Genomic DNA, 25477 nt, shown 5'->3' with positions numbered 1-25477 from the left:
CCTTTACACGGTGGCGGCGACGGGGGGCTCGGCCGCGGCGGGGTCGGGGTTCTCGATCGGCAGCCCCATGAAGCGGCGGGCATTGTCGCCGAGGAAGTCCCAGGTGCGCCGCTCGTCCATGCCCTCGGCGTACTTCCAGTACGCCTTGGGCTCGGGCAGCCCCTCCGGGTGCGGGTAGTCCGAGCCGAACATGACCCGGTCCCAGCCGACGGTCTCGACCACGTCGGCGACCGAGCCCTCCCAGAACGGGCTGACCCAGATATTGCGCCGGAAGACGTCGAGCGGGTCCTCCGGGAAGTTCTGCGGCATCTTCTTCGTCAGATCCTCGAGATCGTGGAAGAGCGGGTGGATCCAGGAGCTGCCGTTCTCCACGCTCGCGATGCGCAGCTTCGGGAAGCGGGTGAGCGTGCCGTGGCAGATGAGGCTGCCGATCATGTCCGAGATCTCCCGGTGCCCGAGCGCCAGCCAGCGGAACGAGCTCATGGCCATGAAGTTCTTGGTGGCGGGCGGCTCCCACTTGTTCACGTACTCGTCCAGCGGGGGCTGGCTGGCGTGCAGCACGATCGGCAGCCCGGCGGCCTCGACGTCGCGCCAGAACGGGTCGAACTCGGGCAGCGCGGGGGAGCGCCAGCCGTGGATGCCCTTGACCGGCGCCGGCTTGATCAGCGCGACCTTGGCGCCGTGCTCCAGGATGTACTCCAGCTCGCGCCGGGCGCCGTCGACCTCGGCGCAGTTGATGATCGGGGTGCTGAAGATCCGGTCCTGGTAGGCGTAACCCCAGTGCTCGAGCATCCACCGGTTGAGCGCGTGGATGATGGCGAGCGTCAGCCTGGGGTCGTCGGCGGCGGAGTGCTCGACCAGGCTGGCGAGGGTGGGGTAGTTCAGCGTCTCGCGCACGCCCTGGCGGTCCAGCTCGGCGATCCGGTCCGCGGGGTTGCGGGTCGCGGCGGGCGCGTCGATGGCCGATCCCTGCATCTCGCGCAGGGTCAGCCCCTCGGTGTTCTCCCCGGCGAAGAACTTCTCGTGCGCGCCGGGGGCAGCGACCCGGTCGAAGGTCGGATTCGGGATGAAGTCGGTGATCCGGCCGTTGATGGCGAGCCGGGTGTGCCGCCCGATCTGCACGTACTGCACCGCCTGGCGGTACTGCTCGGGCAGGTACCTGGTGAGCGCGTCGGCCGTCTCGTACATGTGCGAGTCGGCGTCGAAGATCGGGATGTCGGGGGCCTGTGTCATGTCGGTGCTCTCCTGGGCGGCTATTTGGCGACGAATCGGGTCGCGTCGAGGATCAGGACGACGCGGTCGTCCACGTCGTCGGGGGGACCGCCGTCGGCGTCCCCGTAGAGCCGGGCGAGCTCGGCGTAGAACTTGCCGTCCTCGTCGCCCTGCACGGTCACCAGCCAGCCCCGCGCCTCCAGGCAGCGGGCGGGGGCGTCCGGGTCGGTGAGCACGAACGAGTAGTTCGGGTTGGCCTGCAGGCTGGTGAACTTCCTGCGCGGGATGGTGTGGCTCATCCGCAGGTGCGCGCCGTCCCACTGGAAGCGCATGGGGGACTGGTCGGGTGACCCGTCTGGGGTCACGGTCGCGAGGATGCCGACGATCGGGCGGTGCAGCAGATCCTCGAGTCCGCCTGGAATTCTGGAACTCATCGATATCACTCCGCAACAGCTGGTTCGAAACGGTTACCGTTGATATTACCGTAAGCTACCATCCCGACTGCTGGATTCGGGAGGTCCGAGGAGGACGGGATGGATTCGTTCGCGGTCGCGAGCGGCGCACGGGAGCCGATCCCGCCACAGGCGCGGCGCGCGGCCGCGGCGGGGTTCTTCGGGACCTACATCGAGTACTACGACTTCGCGCTCTACGGCGTGCTCGCGGTGTACTTCGCGCCGCTGTTCTTCCCTGCCGAGGACCGGGCGGTGTCGTTCCTGGTCGGGCTGGCGGTGTTCGGCGCCGGGTTCGTGGCGCGGCCGCTGGGCGGGATCTTCTTCGGGCGGATCGGCGACCGGCGCGGCCGCCGCACGGCGCTGCTCGCCACCGTGGTGCTGATGGGTGTCTGCTCGACCGCGATGGGGCTGCTGCCCACCTACGACACGGTCGGCCTGCTCGCGCCGATCCTGCTGGTCCTGCTGCGGATCGGGCAGGGGCTATCGGCCGGTGCGGAGATGCTCGGCTCGGTCACCTTCGCGCTGGAGTCGGCGCCGCCCGCCCGGCGCACCTTCCTGGCCTCGCTGACCCCGTACGGCGCCGGGCTCGGCGGGTCGAGCGGGGCGGTGCTCGCCGCGGTGCTCGGGACGCTCGCCTCGGCGGACTTCATGACCGGGCACGGCTGGCGGATCCCGTTCCTGGTGGCCGCCCCGCTCACCCTGGTGGCGTACGTGATCCGGCGGAAGGTGGAGGACTCGCCCGAGTTCGTCGCGCTGGTGCGCGACCGCGCGATCGTCAAATCGCCGCTGCGCGAAGTAATCTCGGAGCATCGGAGAGCGCTGCTGATCGCCGGCGCCATCGCGATCGGGGTGAACGGCACGGCCGGGGTCGCGCAGTGGTTCGGCATCTACCTGGCGGGCAACCGGGAGCTGCCCGCCGCCGCCGTGCTCGGCGCCTACGCCTCGGCCATGCTGCTCGGCGCGCTGTGGACGCCGCTCTGGGGCGGGCTCGCCGACCGGATCGGGCAGCGGGTGCTGCTGCGCGCGATCCTGGCCGCGTTCATCGTGCTGGCGGGGCCGATCCTCTGGCTGCTCTCGGTCGCCGAGAATCCGGTGCTGCTGGCCGCGGGCATGACGGTCTACCTGGCGCTCACCAATGCGGTGATGGCGCCCGGCTTCGGGCTGATCGCCGAGCTCTTCCCGGCGCCGGTCCGCTACACCGGCGCCAACCTCGGCCAGAACGTCGGCACGGTGCTCGGCGGCGGCACCGCCCCGCTGGTCTGCGGGGCGCTGCTGCTCGCCACCGGCTCGGTGCTCGGCCCGGTGCTGTGGATCGCCGGCGTCGCCCTGATCGGGCTCGCCGCGCTCGCGGTACCGCGCCGGGCAGCCGTGCTATAAGCTGTACTGTAACCCTATCGGTAGATTCGAGGACAACGATGCAGCGAATGATCGCCCCGGAGATCTCCACCTGGCCGGAGGAGAATTTCCAGCTCGTCGGCGGTGCCTGTACCGCCTGCGCCGCCACGGTTTTCCCGATCCAGCAGCTGTGCCCGCGGTGCAGCGAGCCCGCGATCGAGCGCGTCACCTTCCCCCGGGAGGGCACGCTGGTCGCCTGGACCACCCAGGGTTTCCTGCCCGGCGCGCCCTACCTGGGCGACGAGACGGCCAAGACCTTCACCCCGTTCGGGGTCGGGCTGGTGCAGCTCGGTGACGACATCCGGATCGAGGGCAGGCTTACCGAGAACGACCCGGAGAAGCTGGAGTTCGGCATGCGGGTCGCGCTGACGTCGGTGCCGCTCGGCACCGACGACGCGGGCGCCGCCGTGCTCACCTTCGCCTTCCAGCCGCTGTCCGGTAAGGAGTCCTGATGACCAACGATGTCGCGATCATCGGTGTCGGCCTGCATCCGTTCGGCCGCTTCGAGGGCAAGACCGCCATGCAGATGGGGGCGGACGCGATCCGCGCCGCGCTGGCCGACGCGGGGCTGGTGTGGAAGGACATCCAGTTCGCCGTCGGCGGCAGCTGGGAGGTCGCCAACCCGGACGCGATCGTGAGCCTCATGGGGCTCACCGGAATCCCGTTCACCAACGTCTTCAACGCCTGCGCCACCGCCGCCAGCGCCACCGAGGCGGTGGCCGACGGGATCCGGCTCGGCAAGTACGACATCGGCATCGCGATCGGCCTGGACAAGCACCCGCGCGGCGCCTTCACCGTCGACCCGACCCTGGTCGGGATGCCGAAGTGGTACGGGGAGAACGGCCAGTACCTGACCACCCAGTTCTTCGGCATGAAGGCCAACCGCTACCTGCACGACCACGGCATCTCGCAGCGCACCCTGGCCAGGGTCGCGGCGAAGAACTACCGCAACGGCGCGCTGAACCCGAACGCGTTCCGCCGCAAGCCGGTCGCCGAGGACGACATCCTGGCCGCGCCCATGCTCAACTACCCGCTCACGCACTACATGTTCTGCGCCCCCGACGAGGGCGCCGCCGCGGTGATCATGTGCCGGGCCGATATCGCCCACCGCTACACCGCCAAGCCGGTGTACGTGCGCGCGGTCGAGATCCGGACCCGCGCCTACGGTGCCTACGAGGTGAACACGACCTACGCGCCGGTGCAGGAGGAGGCCGCTCCTTCGGTGCACGCTGCGCGGGCGGCCTTCGAGTCGGCGGGGATTTCGCCTGCCGATATCGACGTCGCCCAGTTGCAGGACACCGACGCGGGTGCGGAGGTCATCCACATGGCGGAGGCCGGGCTGTGCGCGCACGGCGATCAGGAGAAGCTGATCGCCGAGGGTGCGACCGAGATCGGCGGGTCTCTGCCGGTGAACACCGATGGTGGGTTGATCGCCAACGGTGAGCCGATCGGCGCTTCCGGGCTGCGGCAGTTGCACGAGTTGGTGCTGCAGTTGCGGGGGACGGCGGGGGAGCGGCAGGTGGCGGGGGAGCCGAAGGCGGGGTTCGCCCTGCTCTACGGCGCGCCGGGCACCGCGGGCGCGACGATCGTCACCACCTGATGGGGTCTTTGCGGGGCCGGACATTGATCATGTCCGGCGGCAGTCGCGGGATCGGGCTGGCGATCGCGCTGCGCGCCGCCGCCGACGGCGCGAATATCACGCTGATTGCCAAGACCGACGAGCCGCATCCCAAGCTGCCGGGCACGATCCACACCGCCGGTGCCGAGATCGAGCGGGCGGGCGGCGCGGTGCTGAAGGTCGTCGGTGATATCCGCGACGATGACATCGTTGCCGCCGCTGTCGAGCAGACCGTCGACCGGTTCGGCGGGATCGACCTGGTGGTCAACAATGCCTCCGCCATCGATCTGGCCGGCACCGAGGAGGTGTCGATGAAGCGGTACGACCTCATGCAGGACATCAACTGCCGGGGCACCTTCCTGCTCTCCAAGCTCGCGATCCCGGCGCTGCGGAAGTCCGCCGCCACCGGGCGCGACCCGCAGGTGCTGACGCTGTCGCCGCCGCTGAACCTCGACCCCCGCTGGGCGGGCTCCTGCCTCGCCTACACCATCGCCAAGTACGGAATGTCGCTGACGACGCTCGGGCTGGCCGAGGAGCTGCGCGGCGACGGGATCGGGGTGAACTCGCTGTGGCCGCGGACCACGATCGGCACCGCCGCCATTCGGAACCGGCCGGGTGGGGCGGAGCGGTTCGCCGCCTCGCGCACGCCCGAGATCTGCGCGGACGCTGCGTATCTGGTGCTCACGGCCCCGGCCACGACCACCGGCAATTTCTTCCTCGACGAGGAGGTGCTGCGCGCGCACGGGGTCACGGACCTGGACCGGTATCGGGTCACCCCCGGCGACGGCCCGCTGACCGAGGACATGTTCCTGTGAGCGTGCTGCTCCGCTCCGACCGGGACGGGGTGCGGACGCTCACCCTGAACCGGCCGGAGCGGCGCAATGCGCTGAACCCGGAGCTGTGGGCGGCGCTGGACGACGCTCTCCGGGATATCGCGCGTGATCGGACGGTGCGTGCGCTGGTGCTGACCGGGTCCGGCGGTGCCTTCTGCGCGGGTGCGGATGTGGTGAACAGCGATCCGTACGCGGCGCCCTTCGAGAAACTGCGCGCGATCACCGATGTGGCCCAGCAGTTGCACGATCTGCCGATCCCGACGCTCGCCAAGGTGCGCGGCGCGGCTGTCGGCGCGGGCTGGAATCTCGCGCTCGGCTGCGATTTCGTCATCGGCACCGCGGAGGCGCGCTTCTCCCAGATCTTCGCCCGGCGCGGGCTCTCCCTGGACTGCGGCGGCTCCTGGCTGTTGCCGAAGCTGGTCGGGTTGCAGCAGGCCAAGCGGCTGGCGCTGCTGGCCGAGACCGTCGACGCTGCCGAGGCGCACGCCCTCGGACTGGTCACCTGGCTCGTGCCGGAGGCCGAGATCGACGTCTTCACCGACGCCACCGCCGCGCGGCTCGCGGCCGGGCCACCGGTGGCGCTGGCGCAGATCAAGGGGCTGCTCAACGAGGGCGCGGATCGGAGTATGCGCGAGGCGCTGGCCGGTGAGGCGCGCGCCCAGTCCGTCGCCTTCGCCACCGCCGACGTGCCGGAGGCGTACGCGGCCTTCCGGGAGAAGCGGGATCCGGTCTTCACCGGGGAGTGGAACGTGCGCAGGCCCGGCTGAGATCGCGAAGTCCGGGACCTCCATCGAGCACGATGGAGGTCCCGGTCCGTCACGGGCCGGTCAGGACGCCGGCGGGTGCCACCGGCTGGGCCGCACGGTAGGCGGCCACGATCGGGGCGAGCTCGTCGGCGGTCGCACCGTGCAGGATGACCCGGTCCGCGCCGTGCTCGAACTCGGCCCGAATGCGGGCCGCGCACTCCTCGGGCGTGCCGGTGGCCGCGCTCTCGGTCCAGCTCGCGGGAAGCAGTTCTTCGATGTGCCGCAACTGCTCGTCGGTGGCGACGCGGTCGATCGCACCGGGAATCGACTGCACCACCGGATCCTCGCGGAAGCGCCGCAGCACGGCGGGGTCCCAGTCGTTGGTGCGGACCATGAGGTCGCCGTAGCCCTGGAGATAGGTCGCGAGCCGCCCGACCAGCCGGTTTCGCCGCACCTCCTCGGGGAGGTGGTCGCCGATGGTCGCCAGGCACGACCACACCCGGACCTTCCCGGGGTCGCGGCCGGCCCGCTCGGCGGCGTCCTTGACGATGCCCGCGCAGCGGTTCAGCGTCGCGGGGGAGAAATAGGTGTGCAGCACCACGTCGTCGAAGGCGCGCCCGCCCAGCGCGAGGCTCTTCGGGCCGAAGGCGACCAGGCCGAGCGGGATCTCCTCGCGGAAGTCGCCGTCCAGGTAGAGCGTGCGGTACTGCCCGAGCGGGCCGTCGTAGTCGCTGATCACGCCGCCGCTCCAGAGCGTGCGCATCACCCGCGCGAACTCCTCCATCTGCGCGGTGGTGACCGAGGGGATACCGAACAGGTCGTAGAGCCCGGGCACGCCGCGGCCGATGCCGAGGGTGAACCGCCCGCCGGAGAGCCGGTGCAGGGTGGTCGCCCAGGAGGCGGTGATGAGCGGGTGCCGGGTGTTGTGGTTGGTGGCGGCGGTGGCGACGCGCAGCCGGGTGGTGGCCGCGCAGGCGGCGGTGCTGAGCGTGGCCGCCTCCTTGATGTTCCAGCGCTCGGAGACGAAGGCGGTGCCGAGGCCGAGCTCCTCGCCGCGGCTGGCTTCGTCGAGCACGCCGGCGGGGCCGGCGCCGCCCGCGCCGGGCAGGAGGTAGTAGCCGAGTTCGTCGAGGGTGCGGGTCATGGTGTGCTCCGGGAGGTCAGGTGAAGTCCGAGCCGCCGTCGACGTTGATGTCGGCGCCGGTGGTGTAGGAATTGCGCCGCGAGGCGAGGAAGGTGGCGACCGGGGCGATCTCCTCGGGGCGCCCGGCGCGCGGCATGTGCGCGGGGTGGCCGAAGTGCTCGCCGATCGCCGTCATGAGTTCGTACGGGTCGTCGGTGTGCACGCCGGCCGAGCGGGCCCAGTCGAGCAGCGCCGGGGTGACGAAGGTGCCGGGGGAGACCACGTTCACGAGGATCTCCTCCGGCGCCAGCAGCAGCGAGAGGTTCTTGGAGATGCTGGTGACCATGGCCTTGGCGGCGGTGTAGGCCACCAGGTTCACGCTCTGGCGCTGGGTGGAGTGCGCCGAGAAGTTGACGATGCGCGCCCAGTCGGCGCGGCGCAGCAGCGGCAGCGCGGCCTGCACGCAGTGCACCATCGGCATGGCGCCGTAGTCGACGGCTTCGCGCCAGCTCGCCGGGGTCAGCGTGTCGAAGCTGCCCTGCACGTTCGGGCCCGCGGTGTTCACCAGGGCATTGAGGCGGCCGTCCCAGCGCGCGCCCAGCTCGTCGAAGACGCGGCGCACGGCGTCGGGATCGGCGGCGTCGGCGGCGATCCCGACCGCGTCCGGGCTGCCGCGCTCGGCCAGGTCGTGTGCGGCGGCGGCCACGTCGGCGGCGGTGCGGCCGACCACCGCGACGCGGGCGCCCTCCTCGGCCAGGCAGCGCGCGGTGGCGAGCCCCATCCCGCGGCTGCCGCCGACGACGACGGCGGTCGCGTTCTGCAGTCCCAGATCCACGGTCGGTCTCCTAAGCGGTGGCGCCGGCGGCGCGCACCAGGTCGAGGGTGCCGAGTTCGCGGATGGCGCGGCAGCTGCGGCGCAGCATCACCCGGAACAGGTCGTCGCCGCGCTCGGTGGCGGCGGCGAAGGCGGCACCGAGCGCGATGATCAGCGGGCCCTGCAGCATGCCGAGGCGGTAGTCGGCCAGGCAGGTCTCCAGGTCGTAGCCGCGCACGCCGTGCCGGAGCAGCTCCGCGTGGTAGGCCGCGACCAGGCGCTGCTCGGTCTCGGCGCGCAGCTCGGGGTCGAGGCAGGTGCCGATGAAGTAGGCCAGGTCGCGGGCGGGCAGTCCGACGCCGAGCGTCTGCCAGTCCACGACGAAGAGCCGGTCGGCGTCGAAGAGCAGGTTGTCCAGGCGGTAGTCGCCGTGCATGAGCGCGTAGCGGCCGGTGTCGGTCAGCAGCCACGGCCCCATGAGCTCGAGCGCGAGCCGCAGCGTCTCCCGGTCGGCGGCGTCCAGGAAGGAGCCGAAGCGCTCCAGGATGCCGGGGGCGACCATCTCGACGACCTGGCCGAGCCCGCCCGCCGCGGCCGCGTCGCCCGGTTTGGGCATCGAGCCGACCGGGAGGGCCAGCCAGGCCGGGTCGCACCAGCTCGGGCCGTGCAGCCCGGCCAGCGCGGTCACCGCGCGGCGCGCGGTCTCCTCGTCGCAGCCGGAGACCTGGTCGCCCTGCTGCGCGGGGTCGAGATCGTCGAGCAGCAGCACGTATTCGGAGCCGTCCGCGTTGATCGCGCTGTGGTGACAGCGCGGCACCGGCACGCTCGTGCGGTGCGCGACGCCCGCGTAGAACTCGACCTCGGCGAGGTAGCCGAGGGTGACCCCGGCGCGCACCGCGTCGTCCTGCGCGGGCAGCTTCGCCACCAGGGTGCGCGGGTGCCCGGCCGGCGCCGGGTAGTCGACGGTGAGCCGGTAGGTGGCGCCGGTCTGGCCGGTGCCGACCGGCGTGACGACCACGCGGTCGACGGCGACCGGGGTGGCGCCGCCGAGCACCGCGCCGAGCCAGCTCGGCGTCAGGTCGTCCGGGCCGTGCGGGATGGCTGGGGTCATGGTCGTCCTCCAAGACTGCACTGTAATGGCAACGGTACAACTTACCGTCACTTCCCGGTTTGCGGACCGGGTTAGCACGGAATGAGCTATAGTTAGCGCAACGGTAAGTGACACCGTATGCTCTCTGCGGGGAAGAGCTGCCGGATCGGCAAACAGAGCGGAAGAATGCGATGACGACCACTGACGTGCCGCAGCAGGGTGAGGCTGCGGCATCCCGGCAAATCGGCCGCTGGTTGCGCGGCTGGGTCGATCGACATCCCGGCACCGCGCTCGCCACCGTCGGTGGTCAATTCCTGCTCGGCGTACACACGGTGAAGTACCTCGTCCTCGACCTGCTCGCCGGGCGCTTCCCGTTCCGGGAGGCGGTGCGCCAGGGCGCCTTCATGGCCTCGACCGCGCTGCTGCCGACGATCTTCGTGGCGCTGCCGATCGGCGTGACGCTCTCGATCCAATTCGGCCTCCTGGCCGGGCAGGTCGGCGCCACCTCGCTGGCGGGCGCGGCGAGCGGGCTCGCCGTGATCAGGCAGGGCGCCCCGATGGTGGCGGCGCTGCTGATGGCGGCCGCGGTCGGCTCGGCCATCTGCGCCGACCTCGGCTCGCGCAAGATCCGCGAGGAGCTCGACGCCATGGAGATCATGGGCGTCTCGGTGATCCGGCGGCTGGTGGTGCCGCGCTTCGCCGCGGCGATCCTGGTCGGGGTCGGGCTCACCGGGGTGGTCTGCTTCGTCGGGTTCCTGGCCGGTTACGTGTTCAACGTGGTCGTGCAGGACGGCGCCCCCGGTAGCTTCGTCGCCTCCTTCGCCTCGTTCGCGACCGTCGGCGACCTGGTGCTGACCATCGTCAAGGCGGTGGTCTACGGCGCGATCGTCGCGGTGGTGGCCTGCGAGAAGGGGCTCACCACCCGGGGCGGCCCGGCCGGGGTCGCCAACGCGGTGAACTCGACGGTGGTCTCCTCGATCCTGCTGCTGATGGCGGTGAACGTGCTCTTCACCCAGCTGTACATGGTCTTCTTCCCGCGGCAGGGGCTGTGATGGCCGCCCCGTACCGGCCGCCGGGCACCAGGACCTTGGTGCTCGCCGGCGCCGCGCTCGGCGATTCCTTCCAGCGCCTCGGGCACATGCTGACGTTCTTCGTGCGGGCCGTCGCCGGGATACCGGTCATGTTCCGGCACTACCGCAAGCAGTTCATGACCGTGCTCTCCGACATCACCTGGGGCAACGGCTCGCTGGTGGTCGGCGGCGGCACCGCGGGGGTGGTGATCGTGCTCGGCGCGGCCGGGGGCGCCATCGTCGGGCTGGAGGGGTACAACGCGCTGCATTTGCTCGGGATGGAGCCAGCGGTCGGGCTGATCGCCTCCACCGCCTCGACCAGGGAGCTGGCGCCGATCATGGCCTCGCTGGCCTTCGCCGCGCAGGCCGGGTGCCGCTTCACCGCGCAGCTCGGTGCGATGGGGATCGCCGAGGAGATCGACGCCATGGAGTCCATGGCGGTGCACGCCATCCCGTTCCTGGTGACGACCCGGCTGGTGGCCTCGGTGGTCGCGGTGATCCCGCTCTACCTGGTGTGCCTGGCCGCCAACTACCTGGCGGTCGAGCTCGTGGTCGCGAGCTCGGGCGGGCTCTCGACCGGCACCTACCAGCACTACTTCCAGCTCGTGCTGACCGGCCCCGACATTCTCTACTCGCTGCTCAAGACGGTGGTGTTCGTGCTGCTCACCTCGACCCTGCAGTGCTACTACGGCTTCTACGCCGCCGGTGGGCCGCAGGGGGTCGGGATCGCGGCGGGCCGCGCCATGCGGGCCGCGATCTCGGTGATGATCGTCGTCAATCTGCTGCTGACCGTTGCCATCTGGGGCATCGGGACCAGCGCCCGGCTGGGTGGGTGAGGCCGTGCCGGTGATTCTGGACAAGGACGGGCGCGGCCCGTCGGTGACCGCGCTGATCGTGCGCGGGGTCGTGCTGCTGCTGCTGATCACCGGCGGGGTCGGCGCGGTGCTGCTGAAGTCGGCGGGCCGGTTCGAGGAGCGGGTGGAGGTGGTCGCGCTGCTCGAGCAGCTCGGCGACGGGCTGCCGCCGCGCTCCGACGTGAAGTTCCGCGGCGTGCTCGTCGGCACCGTCTCCGCGGTCCGGCCCGCGACCGGCTCGGAGCCGAATCAGGTTCTGCTGCAACTCGACCCGGTCTACGCGCCGGGCATTCCGGCGAACGTGACCGCGCGGGTGGTGCCCAGCAACCTGTTCGCCGTCTCCTCGGTGCAGCTGGTGGACAACGGGCCCGCCCCCGCGCTCACCGCGGGCGCCGAGATCGCGCAGGACCGCAGCCTGTCCACGGTGCAGCTGCAGACCGCGCTGACCAAGCTGCGCGACATCCTCGCCGCGAGCGCGCGGGTCGGGCAGAGCGACGTGGTCGGGGTGCTCACCACCGTGGCCGAGGCCACCGACCGCCGCGGCGCGGAGCTGGTGCAGACCGGCGCGCAGCTCGATCGGATCACCCGCGAGTTCGGCGCGCTGGTCGCCCCGCCCGGCTCGGCCTCCACGCTCGGCGCGCTGACCGAGTCGGTGCGCGGGCTCGCCGACGCCGCCCCCGAGCTGCTGGACACCCTGCACCACGCCGTGCTGCCCATGCAGGCCCTCGCCGAGCACGAGCAGCGGCTGCTCGACCTGGTCGGGGCGGGCACCGGCACCCTCGGCACCGTGAACGGCGGGCTGGAACGCCACGGCGACCAGCTGACCGGGACGATCGACCAGTTCGCGCCGGTCATGGACGTGGTGGCCGCGGGCTCGCCGAGCTTCACCGGGATCGTGGGCAGCATCAGGCACTTCGCGGACAAGTGGTTCGCCGAATTCTGGCGTCCCGATATCCAGAACGGCATCGGCAAATTCCAGATCCGGCTCTCCGCGGACACCCCGTACGTGCGAGCCGACTGCCCGCGCTACGGCGCCCTCGAGGGGCCGAGCTGCCACACCGCGCCGCTGGAGCCCTACGTCGCGCCGCCGCCACCGGGGTACGAGCCGGTGGCGCCGAGCCCGGAGTTGAGCGAGCTGATCACCCGGCTGCTCGGCGGCAATGCCGACGGCGCCGACCGGCTGCTGGGCGGGTTGCTCGGCACGCTGCCCAGGGAGGGGGACCGGTGACCGGTTTCCGCCGCTCGGCGGTCGGGCTGAGCCTGTTCCTCGTGGTGTCGTTCGCGCTCATCTGGATGACCTTCGTGACCCTGAACCGCGGCGTCGACGGCGAAACCCGTTCCTATACAGCGCTGTTCAGCGACGTGACCGGGCTGCGGACCGGCGACGACGTCCGGATGGCCGGGGTGCGGGTGGGCCGGGTCGACGCCGTCGACCTGGACGGCACCACCGCGCGGGTCCGCTTCCGGGTCGATTCGGGGCAGTCGCTCTACCGCGACACCGTCGCCTCGATCACCTACCAGAACGTCATCGGCCAGCGCTACGTCGGCCTTGCCCGCGGCCCGGTGCCGGACGCCACCCGGCTCGCCGACGGCGCCGAGCTCGGGCTCACCAACACCGAGCCGTCCTTCGACCTGTCGGCGCTGCTCAACGGGTTCGAGCCGCTGTTCGCCGGGCTCGACCCGGCCCGGGTGGACGACCTGACCGCCGCCCTGGTGCGGGCGCTGCAGGGCGACGCCGGTTCGCTCACGGTGCTCATCGAGCAGATGTCGGCCCTGGCGCAGTCGCTGGCGGGCCCGGACCAGGTACTCGGCGCGGTCATCACCAACCTGAACACAGTGGTCGGCGGGCTCGCGCTGCGCAGCGGCGACCTGCGCACCCTGATCAGCCGGACCCGCACCCTGGTCGACGGCCTGGCCAGGCACCGCGCGGAATTCCTCGACACGCTGTCCGACACCGCCGCGGTCACCGCCAGGATCGCCACCATCGTCGAGCAGGACCGGCCCGCGCTGGACGGCATGCTGCGCCGGGAGCCGGGCTTCACCCGGCACTTCCTGGACAACAAGGACCAGTTCGCCTATCTCGGATTCAACCTCCCCGCGCTGCTCAAGGGCATCGCGCGGGTGAGCCAGGAGGGTTCGCACTTGAACGTCTATCTCTGCAACCTGAACTTCACCGCACTGCCGGCGCTGTCGCAGGTCATTCCCGGCATCGTGGCGCTGGCCTCGCCGAGCGGGACCGCCCAGCAGTCCCCGATCTGCCGGTGACCGGGATGGCGACGCGGTCGCAGTGGTGGCGGGTGCCGACCCCGTTCGGGCCGCGCACGATCGGCGCGCTCGCGCTCGCCACCCTGGCCGCCGTGCTGCTCGCGGCGCTCGGCGTCAACACGCTGGGGCCAGGGCAGCGCAGCTACGAGTTCGAGTTCGCGCAGGCGGCCGGGCTCAGCGTCGGGGACCGGGTGACCGTGGCAGGCGTCGGGGTCGGCACCGTCACCGAGCAGGAGCTCGCCGGTGACCACGTGCTGGTCACCGCGCGCATCGAGGACAGCGTCCGGGTCGGCGCCGACACCCGCGCGGCCATCAAGCTGACCACGCTGCTCGGGGCCCGCTACCTGGAGCTGAGCCCGGCCGGGGACGGCGCGCCGCCGGACGACCGCATCCCGCTGTCGCACACCAGCGTTCCCTACGACCTGCAGCAGGCGCTGGAGAACGCCGCCACCACCTTCGACCAGGTCGACGCCGCCCAGATCGGGCGCTCGCTCGACACGCTCGCCACCCAGCTCGACGGGCTGCCCGCCGTACTGCCCGAGGTGCTGGCCAACGTCCGCTCGCTGGCCACGCTGCTCGGCGACCGCCGCGCCGACCTCGGCTCGCTGCTCGCCGGGGTCAGGGAGCTCAGCACCGTCCTGCGCGACCAGCAGGACGACCTGGCCACGGTCGCCACCGTCGGCCGGGACCTGCTGCGCGACATCGTGGCCCGCCGCGACGTGCTCACCGGGCTGATCGGGGCGGTCACCCGGCTGGTGGAGCAGGTGCGCGGGCTGGTGGTGGACGACCGGGCCCGGATCGACGAGCTGGTGGCCGGGCTCGGCGGGCTGCTCGGCAGCCTCGCCAGGCACCAGGATCTGCTGCGTTCGACGCTGGAGATCCTGCCGGTGCCGGTGCGCAACCTGACCAATGCCTCCGGCACCGGCAACGACGTCGACTTCACCGCCCCGGCCGGCGTGCTGGTCGACTCCTGGATGTGCGCGCTCTCCGGCCGCGCCGACGGGCTGAACCTGCCCCCCTACTTCGGAGACTGCCGATGAGCGCGTTGCTGCGGGTCCTCGCCCTGATCGTCCTCGTCGTCGCCGCGGGAGGTTGTGCCGGCCCCCGCGGCGACGACCGGATCGAGGTCGTCGCGGCCTTCGACAACAGCGCCGGGCTCTACGTCGGCAATGCCGTCGCCGTGCTCGGCATGCCGGTCGGGAAGGTCACCGCGATTACGCCACGCGGGGATCACGTCGACGTCGCCATGGAGCTCGACGCCGACGTGCCCGTTCCCGCCGACGCCACCGCCGTCATGCTCTCCACCTCGGTGCTCACCGACCGGCACATCGAGTTCACCCCGCCCTACCGGGGTGGGCCGGCGCTCGCCGACGGCGCCCGGATCGCGCCCGACCGCACCCGCACCCCGGTCGGGATCGACAAGCTGGTCGGCGCCGCCGAACGGATGTCGGGCGAGCTCGGTGGCGACGGCGCCGGGAACGGCCCCATCGCCCGGCTGCTCGAGGTCGCCGCCGCCAGCACCGACAGCCGCGGCGCCGACATGCGCGCCACCCTGGACGAACTCGCCCGCGCGCTCCAGGTCGGCGCCGACGGCGGTGCGCAGACCCGCGACACCGTCACCGCGATCGTGAACCAGCTCTCCGAGCTGACCGGGGCCGCGGCCCGCAACGAGCAGGTCATCGCCGAGTTCGGCACCTCCGCCGGGCAACTCGGCGACGTGCTCGCCGACCTCGAGATCGGCTCCGGCGACACCGGCGCGCAGCTGACCGCGCTGCTCACCGAGGCCGAACAGCTGCTCACCGCGAACCGGGAGCCGCTGCGCGCCACCACCGCCGACGCCGACGCGGTGCTCGGCGCGGTCGCCGAGTACCGCGACCAGGTCGCCGAGTTCCTCGACCTCACCCCGATGCTGCTCGCCAACGGCTACAACGCCGTCGACATCCCGAACCGGGGCTTCCGGGTGCGGGCGCTGCTGGACAAGGTCTTCTTCGACGGCCAGATGGTCAAGGAGGTCTGCAATATCCTCGGCCTGCGCCAGCTCGGCTGCGCCACCGGCACCCTGCGGGACTTCGGCCCCGACTTCGGAATCAGCGACCTGCTCGAGGCGATGGCGACGGTGCCGCGATGATCACCAGGACCGCCGTGCTCGCGCTCTGCCTGCTGACCGCGGGCTGCGGGGTCGGGCTGCAGGACGTGCCGCTCGCCCCGCCGGGCACCGGGTCCGGCTACACCCTGCGCGCCACCTTCGCCAGTGCGCTGAACCTGCCCGACCGAGCCGCGGTGCGGCTGCTCGGCGCCGAGGTCGGCGAGGTGCGGCGGATGGAGGTGCGCGACTACACCGCCGTCGTCACGCTGCGCATCGACGAGGGCGTGCGGCTCCCGGTCGGCACCGGCGCCGAGCTGCGCACCGCGACCCCGCTCGGGGACGTCTTCGTCGCGCTCACCCCGCCCGCCGCCGCGGGCCCGGAGGTGCTGCGCGACGGCGACGAGATCCCGCGGGCCGCGACCCGCGCCGCCGCCACCGTGGAGGAGCTGCTGACCACCGCCGCCCTGCTCGTCAACGGCGGCGCCATCCGCAACCTCACCGATGTCGTCGACGGGCTCGGCGGCGCCGTCGGCGCCAAGGGCGAGCGGCTCGACGCCCTGCTCGACCAGTCGACGACCCTGGTGCGGACGCTCTCCGCGCGCTCCGGCGAGATCCAGGCGGCGCTGGCCGAGACCGCAAGGCTCACCGGCGAACTCGCCGGACGGCAGCCGGATATCGACGGCTTCCTCACCGCCGCCGGCCCCGCGCTGGAGACCGCGGACGCCGCGGCGCCCCGCGCGCTGGAGCTGATCCGGGTGCTCGACGCGCTCAGCGGCGAACTGTCCGCGCTGCCCGGCATCCGGGGCGACTCCGTCGGGCTGGTCGCGAACCTGGACCGGATCGCCGCCGAGCTGAACAACGCCGCCACCAGCCCGGACGCCAGCCTCGCCACGCTCAACGCCATGCTCCCCACGCTGCTGAAGCTGACCAACAGCACGTCGGCGCACGGCAATATCGACCTGGAGGACTTCGCGGTGGGGTCGCTCCCGGATTTCGCGCACGAACCCGACCCCGGCAGCCGCATCCCGGACGGCGGCGACCTGAGCTCCATCGTCGGCAGCCTCACCTACACGCTGCTGAAGCTGCAGGACCGGCTGAACGGGGCGGGCCGATGAGCGCGATCGTGGAGCTCCCGGCCCGCGCGCTGCTGGCCGCGGTGCGGGCGCTGGTGCCGCATCGGCTCGCGCTCTCCGCGGCCGGGCTGGCGGTGACGCTGGTCGTCGCGGGCGGCTACCTCACCTTCGGCGCGCTCGGCGCCGACCCGGCCGCCGAGACCTTCACCGTCCGGGTCCGGCTCGCCGAATCCGGCGGGCTGCTGCCCGGGCAGGAGGTGACGGTGCGCGGCTTCCCGGTCGGCGAGGTCCGCGCGATCCACCTGGAGGGCGGCGGGGTCGTCGCCGAGGCCGAGATCGATGCCGCGTACCCGATACCGGACGACGGCGCCGTCCAGGTCGTCGACCTCTCCACCGCGGGCGAGCAGTACCTGGACTTCCGGCCCACCCGCTCGACCGGCCCCTACCTGGGCGACGGCTCGGTGATCGGGCCGGAGCGCACCGCGACCCCGGTCCCGCTGTGGCGGCTGCTCGGAACCCTCGACTCCACCCTCGCACAGGTGGATCCGCGCCGGCTGGAGGCCATGGTGGCCGAGCTGGGCGCGGGCCCGGAGGCGCCGCGCAAGCTGGGCGACATCGTGCGGGGCGGGATGTTCCTGGTGGCCACGCTCGACTCGGTGCTGCCGCAGACGGTCGCGCTGATCCGCGATACCGCCGTGGTCTCGTCCACGGTCGCGGGCGGTACCGACGAGCTGCGCGCGCTGGCCGCCGACACCGCGCAGACCATGCGGGGTGTGGAGGCGAAGACCGGCGGCTACGTCCGGCTGCTCGACACCGCGCCCGGCACGCTGGCCGCGGTGGACGCGGTGCTCGCCGCCAGCGGGCCGTCGATCGTCGGGCTGCTCACCGGGCTCTCCACGCTGGCCGAGGTGACGAACTCCCGGGTGCCCGCGCTGCAGGAGTTCTTCTTCCCGGCCCAGCGCGCCGGGTCGGCGCTGGACGCGCTCTCGGTGATCATGCGCGACGGCGGCATCTGGGGGCTGGTGAACCTCTACCCGCGCTACTCCTGCGACTACGACGTCCCCCGGCACGCGCCCTCGGTGCCCGACTACGCCGAGCCCTACCTCTACACCGGGTGCCCGGCGCACGACCCGTCGATCCTGGTGCGCGGCGCGAACAATGCCCCGCGCCCGCCGGGCGAGCCGATCCCCGGCCTCGCCCCGCCCGGCGCCGACCCGCACACCACCGCGGGCCCCGCCCCCGTCGGGCCATGGACCATCCCGCTGCCGATCGACGACACCCGCGACACCGTGCAACCGCCGCGCTGAACCCGAGGAGACCCGATGTCGAAGAACACCAGCACCGCCGAGCCGGCCGACGCTTCCGCGCCGCCCGCGGAAGCGGAGGCGCCGTTCGTGATGCCGAGCAAGGGCAAGCTGCTGCTGCTCGTGCTGGTGGCGACCCTGCGGCGCTTCGCGCTGCCGATCGTCGCGGCGGTGGCGGTCGCGGCACTGGTCGCGGTGGCGATCCTGGCTTGGCAGCTGCGCGAGCAGCGCGCCGTCGATGACGCCGCCGCCGCGGCGCTGGACGCCGCCCGTGCCTACGGCACCACCCTGACCAGCGTCGATTCCAACAATCTCGACCAGGGCTTCGCCGCGGTCCTGGACGGCTCGACCGGCGAGTTCAAGGACATGTACTCCCGCTCCAGCGGCCAGCTGCGGCAGCTGCTGGTAGACAACAAGGCGACAGGGCAGGGCACCGTGCTCGACGCCGCGGTGAAATCGGCGACCGAGACGAAGGTCGAGGTGCTGCTCTTCATCGACCAGACGGTGACCAATGCCGCCGCCCAGGACCCGCGGGTGGACCGCAGCCGGGTGGCCATGACGATGGAGCTGGTCGACGGCCGCTGGCTCGCCAGCCGGGTCTACCTGCCGTGATCCCGGATTCGAAAATCCCGGCGGCGGAATGTGCTTCGTTTGCTAACGGTGGGGTAACGGTTGTGACTACGGTCGAACCGCTCGTCTTTGCCGATATAGGGAGTGTCGTTCTGTGACACGCAAGATTCTCGTTTCCGCTCTCGCCGTTCTCGGTGTCCTGCTGGTGGCCGCGGCCGTGCTCGCGCCCGGACAGTTACGGGACTCCGCGGTGCGGGTGCCCTCGGATTTCACCCAGGAGACCGTGCTGGCGGGCACCGCGAGCCTGCTCGACCGGTCCAGCGTGATGGTGCCGGGGCCGCTGAAGGTGGACGACGGGACCGAGATCCGCATCGACACCACGACGAAGGCCGAATCGAGCACCGACAGCGGTGATCTCGTGGTGCGCACCGAGGCGCGCGGCGTCACCGGCGCCGGCACCGAGTTTCACAGCGCGATCGACGTCGTGACCGTCGACCCCGGCACCAGGATCGCCGTCGCCGCACCGGAATCGACCATGCAGGCCCCCGCGGCCGCCACCGCCAAGCCGACGCCCGCGCGCACGGGCACCTACTGGACCTTCCCGGCCGACACCGCGCGCAGTGACTACTCGTACTTCGACACCGCCACCCTGACCCCGGTGACGGCCAGGTACCTCGATGCCGACCGGGAGATCGAGGGGCAGCAGGTGCTGCACTTCCGCTTCGAGGTGACCGACTACGACATGGCGGGCTCACCCGCGAACAGCCAGCCGGCGCGGCTCCCGCTGCCCGCGTCCAAGTGGGGGCTGCCGGGTGACGAGCTGATCGTCGGGAACCTGTACTACACGCTGGTGCAGGACATGTGGGTGGAGCCGGAGACCGGGTCGGTCCTCGACACCGTCGTCCAGCCGACCTCGTACTTCGCCTCCGCGCCCGGCGATCCGAACAAGGTCGTGGTGTACGCGGGCGAGCTGCGGTTCACCCCGGAGACGGTGGCGTCGCTGGCGCGGACCGCGCAGGACGGGCGGGACTCGCTGCGCCTGGTCTTCGTCTACGTGCCGATCGGCGTCGCAGTCGTGGGCGTGCTGCTCGTGCTCTTCGCCGTTTACCTCGCGGTGCGCGGCAGGCGCCCCGGCTCCGGCGGCGGAACCGCCGGAGCGGCACCGGCCACCGCGACGGAGGATCGGCCGGATCCCGTCTCGGCCGGCAGCTGAGTTCCCGGCGGAAAGCCGCGACGCGGCCGGTAGCTGAGTTACCGGCCGCGGGGGACCCGCGCGGCGGGCGCCGGGGGGATCGAGCCGGCGTGCGGCTCAGAGCCGGTAGTCGGTGAGGACCCCGCGGGCGATGATCCGCTTCTGGATCTCGCTCGTCCCCTCACCGATGAGCAGGAACGGCGCCTCGCGCATGAGCCGCTCGATCTCGTACTCGGAGGAGTATCCGTAGCCGCCGTGGATGCGGAACCCGGCCTGGGTCACCTCGTTGCAGAACTCACTGGCCAGGTACTTCGCCATCCCGGCGGCCACATCGCTGCGCTCCCCGGAGTCCTTGAGCCGCGCCGCGTTCACCATCATCAGGTGCGCCGCCTCCACCTTGGTCGCCATCTCGGCCAGGGCGAACTCGATGGCCTGGTGCTGCACGATGGGCTTGCCGAAGGCCGAGCGCTGCTGGGCGTAGCGCGCCCCGAGCTCGAAGGCGCGGATGGCGATCCCGCAGGCGCGAGCCGCGACATTCACCCGCCCCACCTCGATCCCGTCCATCATCTGCTTGAACCCGCTGCCCGGCGCCTCGCCGAGCACGGTGTCGGCGGGCGCGCGGTACCCGTCGAGCAGCAGCTCGGTGGTGTCGATGCCCTTGTAGCCCATCTTGTGGATGCGCCCGGGAATCGTGAGCCCGGGCGCGACCTCGCCGAGCCCTGCGGGTTTCTCGATGAGGAACGCGGTGAGGTTGTCGTGCGGGCGCTCGTTGCCCTCGTCGGTGCGGACGAGCACCGCGACCAGGGTGGCGGTGGAGCCGTTGGTGAGCCACATCTTCCTGCCGTCGATGGTGTATCCGTCGTCCTCCCCGCGCACTGCCTTGGTGCGGATCGCGGCCACGTCCGAGCCGAGTTCCGGTTCGGACATGGAGAACGCCCCCCGTACCTCCCCGGTCGCCATCCGGGGCAGGAACCGCTCCTTCTGCGCGGCCGTACCGTGCCGCTGCAGCAGGTAGGCGACGATGAAGTGGGTGTTGATCACGCCGGAGACGCTCATCCAGCCGCGCGCCAGCTCCTCCACGCACAGCGCGTAGGTGAGCAGCGATTCGCCGAGCCCGCCGTACTCCTCGGGGATCATGAGCCCGAACAGCCCCAGCTCGGCCATCCGGTCCACGATGGCCTGCGGGTAGGTGTCGGTGTGCTCGAGTTCCTGGGCGACCGGGATGATCTCCTTGTCCACGAAGGTGCGGACGGTGGCGAGGATGTCGGTCTGGATATCGGTCAGGCCGTGGGTCTGCGCGAGTTTCACGAGGGGTTCCGTTCCTGCAGCAGGGCTTCGGTGTCGGCGCCGAGCAGCGGCGCCGGGCGGGCGGGGGAGTGCGCGCCGTCCACCGTCATCGGTGAGCCGGGTGCGGGCAGGTCGCCGATGCCCGGCTGGTGCACGGTGGTGAAGAGCGGGTTGCCGGTGACGCGGGGGCTGTCGACCAGTTCCAAGAAGGTGCGGTAGCGGTCCCACAGCAGCGAGGTCCCGCTCAGCGCCTCCTCGATCTCGGGGCCGGTGCGCTCGCGGAACCAGGGGGTGAAGAGCCCGGTGAGCACGTCGCGGTGCCGGTAGCGGTCGCCCTCGTCGGCGAAGTCGGCGTCCAGGGCTTTCGCCAGCGCGTCGACGGCGGCCGTGGTGCCGGTGAGGGCGACGAGATCGGCGAAGTGCCGTGCGGTGAGCGCGACGATCATGAAGGTGGCGCCGTCGGCGGCGGTGAACGGGGCGCCGTACTGGCCGAAGAGCGCGTTGCCGATGCGGGGGCGTTCGGCCCGGTTCACCGCCGCCTCGCCGAGGAAGCCGAGGTGGCCGGCGATCGCCAGGGCCACGTTCTCCAGCGGGAGCACGATCCGGCTTCCGGCACCGGTGGCGTCGCGGTGGCGCACGGCGGCGGTGATCGCCAGCGCCGCGTAGAGCCCGCAGGCGACATCCCAGGCCGGCAGTACGTGGTTGACCGGGCCCTCGTGCTCCGCCGGGCCGGTGACGAGCGGGAAGCCGGTCGCGGCATTGACGGTGTAGTCGACGGCGGTGCCGCCGTCGGCCCGGCCGGTGATCTCCAGGTGGATGAGATCGTCCCGCAGTGCGCGGATGGCGTCGTAGCCGTGCCAGGGCCGGGCGGCATTGGTGAGCACGATGCCGCTGCCGTCGGTGATCAGCCGGAGCACCGACGCCCGGCCCTCTGTCGAGCGCAGATCGACAGTCACCGAGCGCTTGCCCTTGTTCAACCCGGTCCAGTACAGGCTCTCGCCTTCGGCGGTGAGCGGCCAGCGCCGGTAGTCCGGGCCGCCGCCGAGCGGGTCCACCCGAATCACCTCGGCGCCGAGCTGGGCCAGGGTCAGCCCGGCCAGCGGTGCGGCGACGAAGCTGGATATCTCGACGATTCGGAGCCCCGCCAGTGGAGCCGCGGCGGCAGCGCCGTGCCCGGGATCCGCAGGCACGCTGTCGGCGGGTGCGCTCACAGCACGACCAGGGTGCGGGTCTCGGCGACGCAGGCCGGTTTGGCGCTGCCCTCGTTCTCCACCGTCCAGCGCAGGGTCAGCATCACCCGTTCCGCGCCCGCCTCGACCTCGGTGATGGTGGCCGACGCGCGAATCCTGCTGCCCGCCGGAACCGGTGCGGGGAACCGCACGCTGTTGCTCCCGTAGTTGATCCGCGCACTGCCGAACTGCAGCGAGAACAGATCGCGGCCGAGCAGCGGCAGCAGCGAGAGGGTGAGGTACCCGTGCGCGATGGTGCCCCCGTAGGGCCCGTCGGCCGCGCGCGCGGGGTCGACGTGGATCCACTGGTCGTCGCCGGTGGCGGCGGCGAAGGTGTCGATCCGCTCCTGGTCGACGGTCAGCCACTCGCCGGGGCCGATGACCGTGCCGACGGCGCTGCGCAGACTCTCGATCGATCGGAATATCCGCATGTCAGCTCACCTTCTCGAAGACGGCGGCCAGCCCCTGCCCGCCGCCGATGCACATGGTCTCCAGCCCGTACCGCAGGTCGCGGCGGTGCAGTTCGCGGGCCAGGGTGGCCAGCATCCTGGTGCCAGTGGCGCCGACCGGGTGGCCGAGCGAGATGCCGGAGCCGTGCACATTGAGCCGGTCCAGGTCGTCCGCACCGAACTTCCACTCGCGCAGCACCGCGAGCGCCTGGGCGGCGAAGGCCTCGTTCAGCTCGATCAGGTCGATGTCGGCCAGGGTGAGCCCGAGCTGCCGCAGGGCGGCGTCGGTCGCGGGCACCGGCCCGATGCCCATCACGTTCGGCTGCACCCCGGCGACCGCCCAGGCGGCGAGCCGGACCAGCGGGGTGAGCCCGAGCCGGTCGGCGGTGGCGCGGGTGGTGACCAGGCAGACCGCGGCGGCGTCGTTCTGGCCGCTCGAGTTGCCCGCCGTCACCGTGGAATCCGGGTCGATCCGCAGCCGGACCGGCTTCAGCCTGGCCAGCGCCTCCAGGGTGGTGTCGGCGCGGGGATGTTCGTCGGTGTCGACCGTGCCGACCGGGATGATCTGCTCGGCGGCGGCGCCGGATTCGATGGCGGCCACCGCATTGCGGTGTGAGCGCAGCGCGAGTTCGTCCTGCTCCGCGCGCGGGATGGCGTACTCGCGGCGCAGGTTCTCGGCGGTCTCCAGCATGCCGCCCGGTACCGGGTAGTCCTTGCCGCCCGCGGTCTCCCGCGCCCGGACCAGGCCGTCGTGCATGGTGACGCCGGTGCGCGCGGCGCCCCAGCGGATGTCGGTGGAGTAGAACGGGACATTGCTCATGCTCTCCGCGCCGCCGGCCACCACGACCTCGTTGGCGCCGCTGCCCACCTGCAGCACCGCCTGGATCACCGACTGCAGCCCGGAGCCGCAGCGCCGGTCCAGCTGCATGCCGCCCACCGTGACCGGGAGCCCGGCGTCCAGCGCCACCACCCGGCCGAGCGCCGGTGCCTCGCTGTTCGGGTTGCAGTTGCCGAGGATCACGTCCTCGATCAGCTCGGGGGCGATGCCGGTGCGCTCGAGCAGGCCGCGCAGCGCGACCACGCCGAGCTCGGCGGCGGTGTGCGCGGCGAGCGCGCCGCCGTAGCGGCCGACGGGGGTGCGGACGGGTTCGCAGATGACGACTTCACGCATGGGGGTCGGGCTCCGGGGGTGCGAAGGCGGCGGTGAGCACCGCGTGGATGGTGGAATCGGCGCCGATGGCAGTTCTTTCGGCTTCCGGTGTTGCCGGGGCGCCGAGGCGGACCGGGGCATCGGATGCGCCGTCCTCCCCGGCGAGCGGGACGCTGCGGGGACCGAGCCCGATGGTGCTGCCGCAGAAGATCGGGGCGAGATTGCGGTGCCGCAGCAGGACCGGCGGGCGGGGGGCGTCGACGCGCAGCGTCTCGGCCAGCGCCAGGGTGGTGAGCGGGCCGTGCACGACCAGCCCGGGGTACCCCTCGACGCCGGTGGCGTACGGCCAGTCGTAGTGGATGCGGTGCGCGTTCGCGGTGGCGGCGCTGAACCGCATGAGCACGACCGGATCGGTGCGCAGCTCCCAGGCCCCGGCACCGAGCCGGGCCAGCGCCGCTCCGACCGGCTCGAAGGTGGGCGGCGGGGGAGCGGTACCAGGGATGGCCGCCTCCCGGTAGAGGAGATCCTGTCGCTCCACAACCGTGCCGTCCGCGCCGCTCAGCGTGATCTCCACGACCACCGCGACGAGCCGCCCGCTGCGCCCCTGCTTCGGCGTCACCGAGAGCACCCGCGCCTCGCGGCGAACAGTCTCACCGACCGTGAGCACCCCGCTGAACCGCACCTCACCACCGGCGAACATCCGCCGCGGCAACTCCACCGGCGGCAGGAAGCTCCCGCGCCGCGGATGCCCGTCCGACCCGGTCTCGGCGGCCGCAGGCCACCTCGGCAGCGCCACCCAGTGCCACAGCGGCGGCAGCGGATCGCCGACGCCCACCGGCGGCGCCCCGGAGCCGAGCAGCGCGGTGAGCGCCCCCACCGGCCCCGGGTCCAGATATTCCTCGCTGACGACGGTGTGCGGCTCCCAGCTCACATGAACCGCCCGCCGGTCACTTCCAGCGCGGTCCCGGTCATGTACGAGGACAGATCCGAGGCCAGGAACAGCGCCACCCCGGCCACCTCGGCGGGCTCACCGGCCCGGCCGAGCGGGATCTCCGCCATCTTCTGATCCCAGACCTTCTCCGGCATGGCGGTCGTCATCGGAGTGCGGATGAGCCCCGGCTGGATGGCATTGACCCGGACGTTGAACCGGGCCACCTCCTTGGCAGCTGCCTTGGTCAACCCGACGATCCCTGCCTTGGCGGCGGAGTAGTTGGTCTGCCCCGCCAGCCCGACCTTGCCCGAGAGCGACGAGAGATTCACGATGCTCCCCCTGCCCTGCTCGCGCATGATCGCCGCGGCCAGCCGGGTGCCGTGCCAGGTCCCCTTGAGGTGCACGGCGATGACCTGGTCGAACTGCTCCTCGGTCATGGTGCGCATGGTGGCGTCGCGGGTTATGCCGGCGTTGTTGACCATGACGTCGAGCGCGCCGAACTCGGTGACCGCGACGTCCAGCAGCGCTGCCACGTCGTCGGCGGAGGTGACATCGCACCGCACCGCCCGGGCGGCATCGGCGCCGAGCCGCTCGGCGGCGTCCCCCGGCTCCAGATCGCCGATGACGACCGCGGCACCGTTGCGCACGAACGTCTCGGCGATGGCGAAGCCGATGCCCTGGGCGGCGCCGGTGACGACGGCGACCCGGCCTGCGAGAAGCGACATGGAAGTCCT

At 72.0% G+C, this 25477-nt stretch carries 26 protein-coding genes; 15 read left to right on the top strand and 11 right to left on the bottom strand.

The genetic code is table 11. The features are described from left to right. Positions 1-3 precede the first annotated feature (3 nt). Both ACFUUZ_RS11045 and ACFUUZ_RS11040 read right to left on the bottom strand, forming a co-directional pair. Positions 4-1233, bottom strand: a complete 1230-nt coding sequence (locus tag ACFUUZ_RS11045; RefSeq protein ID WP_378694859.1) for an amidohydrolase family protein — start codon at positions 1231-1233, stop codon at positions 4-6. Positions 1234-1253: 20 nt separating this feature from the next. After that, on the bottom strand, positions 1254-1646 hold the full coding sequence (locus ACFUUZ_RS11040) for a pyridoxamine 5'-phosphate oxidase family protein (RefSeq protein ID WP_378694857.1): 393 nt from the start codon (positions 1644-1646) through the stop codon (positions 1254-1256). A gap of 99 nt (positions 1647-1745) precedes the next feature. On the opposite strand from ACFUUZ_RS11040, the gene ACFUUZ_RS11035 reads away from it, so the two are divergent. The 5 genes from ACFUUZ_RS11035 to ACFUUZ_RS11015 are packed head-to-tail and all read left to right on the top strand — an operon-like array spanning position 1746 to position 6277. Beyond that, positions 1746-3041: an MFS transporter gene (locus ACFUUZ_RS11035; protein ID WP_378694855.1), complete on the top strand. Its 1296-nt coding sequence runs from the start codon at positions 1746-1748 to the stop codon at positions 3039-3041. Positions 3042-3079: 38 nt separating this feature from the next. Continuing rightward, positions 3080-3511 (top strand): Zn-ribbon domain-containing OB-fold protein, encoded by a 432-nt coding sequence (locus ACFUUZ_RS11030; RefSeq protein ID WP_378694853.1) that lies wholly within the window; start codon positions 3080-3082, stop codon positions 3509-3511. Beyond that, positions 3511-4659: a thiolase family protein gene (locus tag ACFUUZ_RS11025; protein WP_378694851.1), complete on the top strand. Its 1149-nt coding sequence runs from the start codon at positions 3511-3513 to the stop codon at positions 4657-4659. The genes ACFUUZ_RS11030 and ACFUUZ_RS11025 overlap by 1 nt, the downstream gene beginning before the upstream one ends. Before the next feature lie 29 nt (positions 4660-4688). Next, positions 4689-5492 carry an SDR family oxidoreductase gene (locus tag ACFUUZ_RS11020; protein ID WP_378694849.1) on the top strand — a complete coding sequence of 268 codons (804 nt, stop codon included), beginning with the start codon at positions 4689-4691 and terminating at the stop codon, positions 5490-5492. Then, complete coding sequence (locus ACFUUZ_RS11015; protein WP_378694847.1) at positions 5489-6277, top strand: enoyl-CoA hydratase/isomerase family protein; 789 nt, start codon at positions 5489-5491, stop codon at positions 6275-6277. Before ACFUUZ_RS11020 ends, ACFUUZ_RS11015 begins: the two co-directional genes overlap by 4 nt. A 49-nt stretch (positions 6278-6326) precedes the next feature. Here the strand turns inward: ACFUUZ_RS11015 and ACFUUZ_RS11010 are convergent, their stop codons facing one another. From ACFUUZ_RS11010 to ACFUUZ_RS11000, 3 genes are read right to left on the bottom strand one after another with little or no spacing between them, the layout of a single operon-like run. Next, complete coding sequence (locus ACFUUZ_RS11010) at positions 6327-7400, bottom strand: TIGR03857 family LLM class F420-dependent oxidoreductase (RefSeq protein ID WP_378694845.1); 1074 nt, start codon at positions 7398-7400, stop codon at positions 6327-6329. 16 nt (positions 7401-7416) lie between these two features. Then, positions 7417-8214 (bottom strand): SDR family NAD(P)-dependent oxidoreductase, encoded by a 798-nt coding sequence (locus tag ACFUUZ_RS11005; protein ID WP_378694843.1) that lies wholly within the window; start codon positions 8212-8214, stop codon positions 7417-7419. A 10-nt stretch (positions 8215-8224) separates the two neighbouring features. After that, positions 8225-9304, bottom strand: coding sequence for a phosphotransferase family protein (locus ACFUUZ_RS11000; protein WP_378694841.1), 1080 nt, complete (start codon positions 9302-9304; stop codon positions 8225-8227). Between the two features lie 170 nt (positions 9305-9474). Here ACFUUZ_RS11000 and ACFUUZ_RS10995 point away from each other — a divergent pair, with 170 nt between their 5' ends. The 10 genes from ACFUUZ_RS10995 (at position 9475) to ACFUUZ_RS10950 (ending at position 19718) form a co-directional block, all read left to right on the top strand. Further along, positions 9475-10335, top strand: coding sequence for an MlaE family ABC transporter permease (locus ACFUUZ_RS10995; RefSeq protein ID WP_378694839.1), 861 nt, complete (start codon positions 9475-9477; stop codon positions 10333-10335). After that, positions 10335-11189: an ABC transporter permease gene (locus ACFUUZ_RS10990; protein WP_378694837.1), complete on the top strand. Its 855-nt coding sequence runs from the start codon at positions 10335-10337 to the stop codon at positions 11187-11189. The genes ACFUUZ_RS10995 and ACFUUZ_RS10990 overlap by 1 nt, the downstream gene beginning before the upstream one ends. Before the next feature lie 4 nt (positions 11190-11193). Continuing rightward, positions 11194-12435, top strand: a complete 1242-nt coding sequence (locus ACFUUZ_RS10985; protein ID WP_378694835.1) for an MlaD family protein — start codon at positions 11194-11196, stop codon at positions 12433-12435. Then, positions 12432-13472, top strand: coding sequence for an MlaD family protein (locus ACFUUZ_RS10980; RefSeq protein WP_378694833.1), 1041 nt, complete (start codon positions 12432-12434; stop codon positions 13470-13472). Before ACFUUZ_RS10985 ends, ACFUUZ_RS10980 begins: the two co-directional genes overlap by 4 nt. A gap of 5 nt (positions 13473-13477) precedes the next feature. Continuing rightward, entirely contained in the window at positions 13478-14512 is a 1035-nt protein-coding gene (locus ACFUUZ_RS10975; protein WP_378694831.1) for an MCE family protein, read from the top strand. Then, positions 14509-15600 (top strand): MCE family protein, encoded by a 1092-nt coding sequence (locus tag ACFUUZ_RS10970; protein WP_378694830.1) that lies wholly within the window; start codon positions 14509-14511, stop codon positions 15598-15600. Before ACFUUZ_RS10975 ends, ACFUUZ_RS10970 begins: the two co-directional genes overlap by 4 nt. After that, complete coding sequence (locus ACFUUZ_RS10965; RefSeq protein WP_378694829.1) at positions 15597-16673, top strand: MlaD family protein; 1077 nt, start codon at positions 15597-15599, stop codon at positions 16671-16673. Before ACFUUZ_RS10970 ends, ACFUUZ_RS10965 begins: the two co-directional genes overlap by 4 nt. Beyond that, entirely contained in the window at positions 16670-17938 is a 1269-nt protein-coding gene (locus tag ACFUUZ_RS10960; RefSeq protein WP_378694827.1) for an MlaD family protein, read from the top strand. The genes ACFUUZ_RS10965 and ACFUUZ_RS10960 overlap by 4 nt, the downstream gene beginning before the upstream one ends. 15 nt (positions 17939-17953) lie before the next feature. Further along, positions 17954-18547 carry a hypothetical protein gene (locus ACFUUZ_RS10955; RefSeq protein ID WP_378694825.1) on the top strand — a complete coding sequence of 198 codons (594 nt, stop codon included), beginning with the start codon at positions 17954-17956 and terminating at the stop codon, positions 18545-18547. A 112-nt stretch (positions 18548-18659) separates the two neighbouring features. Beyond that, positions 18660-19718, top strand: coding sequence for a porin PorA family protein (locus ACFUUZ_RS10950; protein WP_378694823.1), 1059 nt, complete (start codon positions 18660-18662; stop codon positions 19716-19718). Positions 19719-19814: 96 nt separating this feature from the next. Here the strand turns inward: ACFUUZ_RS10950 and ACFUUZ_RS10945 are convergent, their stop codons facing one another. From ACFUUZ_RS10945 to fabG, 6 genes are read right to left on the bottom strand one after another with little or no spacing between them, the layout of a single operon-like run. Then, a complete protein-coding gene (locus ACFUUZ_RS10945) occupies positions 19815-21005 on the bottom strand; it encodes an acyl-CoA dehydrogenase family protein (protein ID WP_378694822.1) in 1191 nt (396 codons plus the stop codon). After that, positions 21002-22195 carry a CoA transferase gene (locus ACFUUZ_RS10940; protein WP_378694820.1) on the bottom strand — a complete coding sequence of 398 codons (1194 nt, stop codon included), beginning with the start codon at positions 22193-22195 and terminating at the stop codon, positions 21002-21004. Before ACFUUZ_RS10940 ends, ACFUUZ_RS10945 begins: the two co-directional genes overlap by 4 nt. Then, positions 22192-22644: a MaoC family dehydratase gene (locus tag ACFUUZ_RS10935; RefSeq protein WP_378694817.1), complete on the bottom strand. Its 453-nt coding sequence runs from the start codon at positions 22642-22644 to the stop codon at positions 22192-22194. Before ACFUUZ_RS10935 ends, ACFUUZ_RS10940 begins: the two co-directional genes overlap by 4 nt. A gap of 1 nt (position 22645) precedes the next feature. Beyond that, a complete protein-coding gene (locus ACFUUZ_RS10930) occupies positions 22646-23833 on the bottom strand; it encodes an acetyl-CoA C-acetyltransferase (protein ID WP_378694815.1) in 1188 nt (395 codons plus the stop codon). Then, positions 23826-24743: a MaoC family dehydratase N-terminal domain-containing protein gene (locus ACFUUZ_RS10925; RefSeq protein WP_378694813.1), complete on the bottom strand. Its 918-nt coding sequence runs from the start codon at positions 24741-24743 to the stop codon at positions 23826-23828. The genes ACFUUZ_RS10930 and ACFUUZ_RS10925 overlap by 8 nt, the downstream gene beginning before the upstream one ends. Then, complete coding sequence (gene fabG / locus ACFUUZ_RS10920) at positions 24740-25468, bottom strand: 3-oxoacyl-ACP reductase FabG (RefSeq protein WP_378694811.1); 729 nt, start codon at positions 25466-25468, stop codon at positions 24740-24742. Before fabG ends, ACFUUZ_RS10925 begins: the two co-directional genes overlap by 4 nt. Between the last annotated feature and the right edge of the window lie 9 nt (positions 25469-25477).

This window comes from Nocardia sp. NPDC057353 (assembly GCF_042667085.1).
Taxonomy (GTDB): Bacteria; Actinomycetota; Actinomycetes; order Mycobacteriales; family Mycobacteriaceae; genus Nocardia.
The sequence above is the reverse complement of the archived record's forward strand: the minus strand, read 5'-3'. Positions and strand labels throughout refer to the sequence as shown.

What these genes read in the sequence shown, in the direction of transcription:
- ACFUUZ_RS10990 (WP_378694837.1), top strand. Translation starts at nt 10,335, where the DNA reads ATGGCCGCCCCGTACCGGCCGCCGGGCACCAGGACCTTGGTGCTCGCC.
- ACFUUZ_RS11040 (WP_378694857.1), bottom strand. Translation starts at nt 1,646, where the DNA reads ATGAGTTCCAGAATTCCAGGCGGACTCGAGGATCTGCTGCACCGCCCG.
- ACFUUZ_RS11010 (WP_378694845.1), bottom strand. Translation starts at nt 7,400, where the DNA reads ATGACCCGCACCCTCGACGAACTCGGCTACTACCTCCTGCCCGGCGCG.
- ACFUUZ_RS10960 (WP_378694827.1), top strand. Translation starts at nt 16,670, where the DNA reads ATGAGCGCGATCGTGGAGCTCCCGGCCCGCGCGCTGCTGGCCGCGGTG.
- ACFUUZ_RS10970 (WP_378694830.1), top strand. Translation starts at nt 14,509, where the DNA reads ATGAGCGCGTTGCTGCGGGTCCTCGCCCTGATCGTCCTCGTCGTCGCC.
- ACFUUZ_RS10995 (WP_378694839.1), top strand. Translation starts at nt 9,475, where the DNA reads ATGACGACCACTGACGTGCCGCAGCAGGGTGAGGCTGCGGCATCCCGG.
- ACFUUZ_RS11035 (WP_378694855.1), top strand. Translation starts at nt 1,746, where the DNA reads ATGGATTCGTTCGCGGTCGCGAGCGGCGCACGGGAGCCGATCCCGCCA.
- ACFUUZ_RS11045 (WP_378694859.1), bottom strand. Translation starts at nt 1,233, where the DNA reads ATGACACAGGCCCCCGACATCCCGATCTTCGACGCCGACTCGCACATG.
- ACFUUZ_RS11030 (WP_378694853.1), top strand. Translation starts at nt 3,080, where the DNA reads ATGCAGCGAATGATCGCCCCGGAGATCTCCACCTGGCCGGAGGAGAAT.
- ACFUUZ_RS11025 (WP_378694851.1), top strand. Translation starts at nt 3,511, where the DNA reads ATGACCAACGATGTCGCGATCATCGGTGTCGGCCTGCATCCGTTCGGC.
- ACFUUZ_RS10935 (WP_378694817.1), bottom strand. Translation starts at nt 22,644, where the DNA reads ATGCGGATATTCCGATCGATCGAGAGTCTGCGCAGCGCCGTCGGCACG.
- ACFUUZ_RS10955 (WP_378694825.1), top strand. Translation starts at nt 17,954, where the DNA reads ATGTCGAAGAACACCAGCACCGCCGAGCCGGCCGACGCTTCCGCGCCG.
- ACFUUZ_RS11020 (WP_378694849.1), top strand. Translation starts at nt 4,689, where the DNA reads ATGTCCGGCGGCAGTCGCGGGATCGGGCTGGCGATCGCGCTGCGCGCC.
- fabG (WP_378694811.1), bottom strand. Translation starts at nt 25,468, where the DNA reads ATGTCGCTTCTCGCAGGCCGGGTCGCCGTCGTCACCGGCGCCGCCCAG.
- ACFUUZ_RS10965 (WP_378694829.1), top strand. Translation starts at nt 15,597, where the DNA reads ATGATCACCAGGACCGCCGTGCTCGCGCTCTGCCTGCTGACCGCGGGC.
- ACFUUZ_RS10930 (WP_378694815.1), bottom strand. Translation starts at nt 23,833, where the DNA reads ATGCGTGAAGTCGTCATCTGCGAACCCGTCCGCACCCCCGTCGGCCGC.
- ACFUUZ_RS10975 (WP_378694831.1), top strand. Translation starts at nt 13,478, where the DNA reads ATGGCGACGCGGTCGCAGTGGTGGCGGGTGCCGACCCCGTTCGGGCCG.
- ACFUUZ_RS11000 (WP_378694841.1), bottom strand. Translation starts at nt 9,304, where the DNA reads ATGACCCCAGCCATCCCGCACGGCCCGGACGACCTGACGCCGAGCTGG.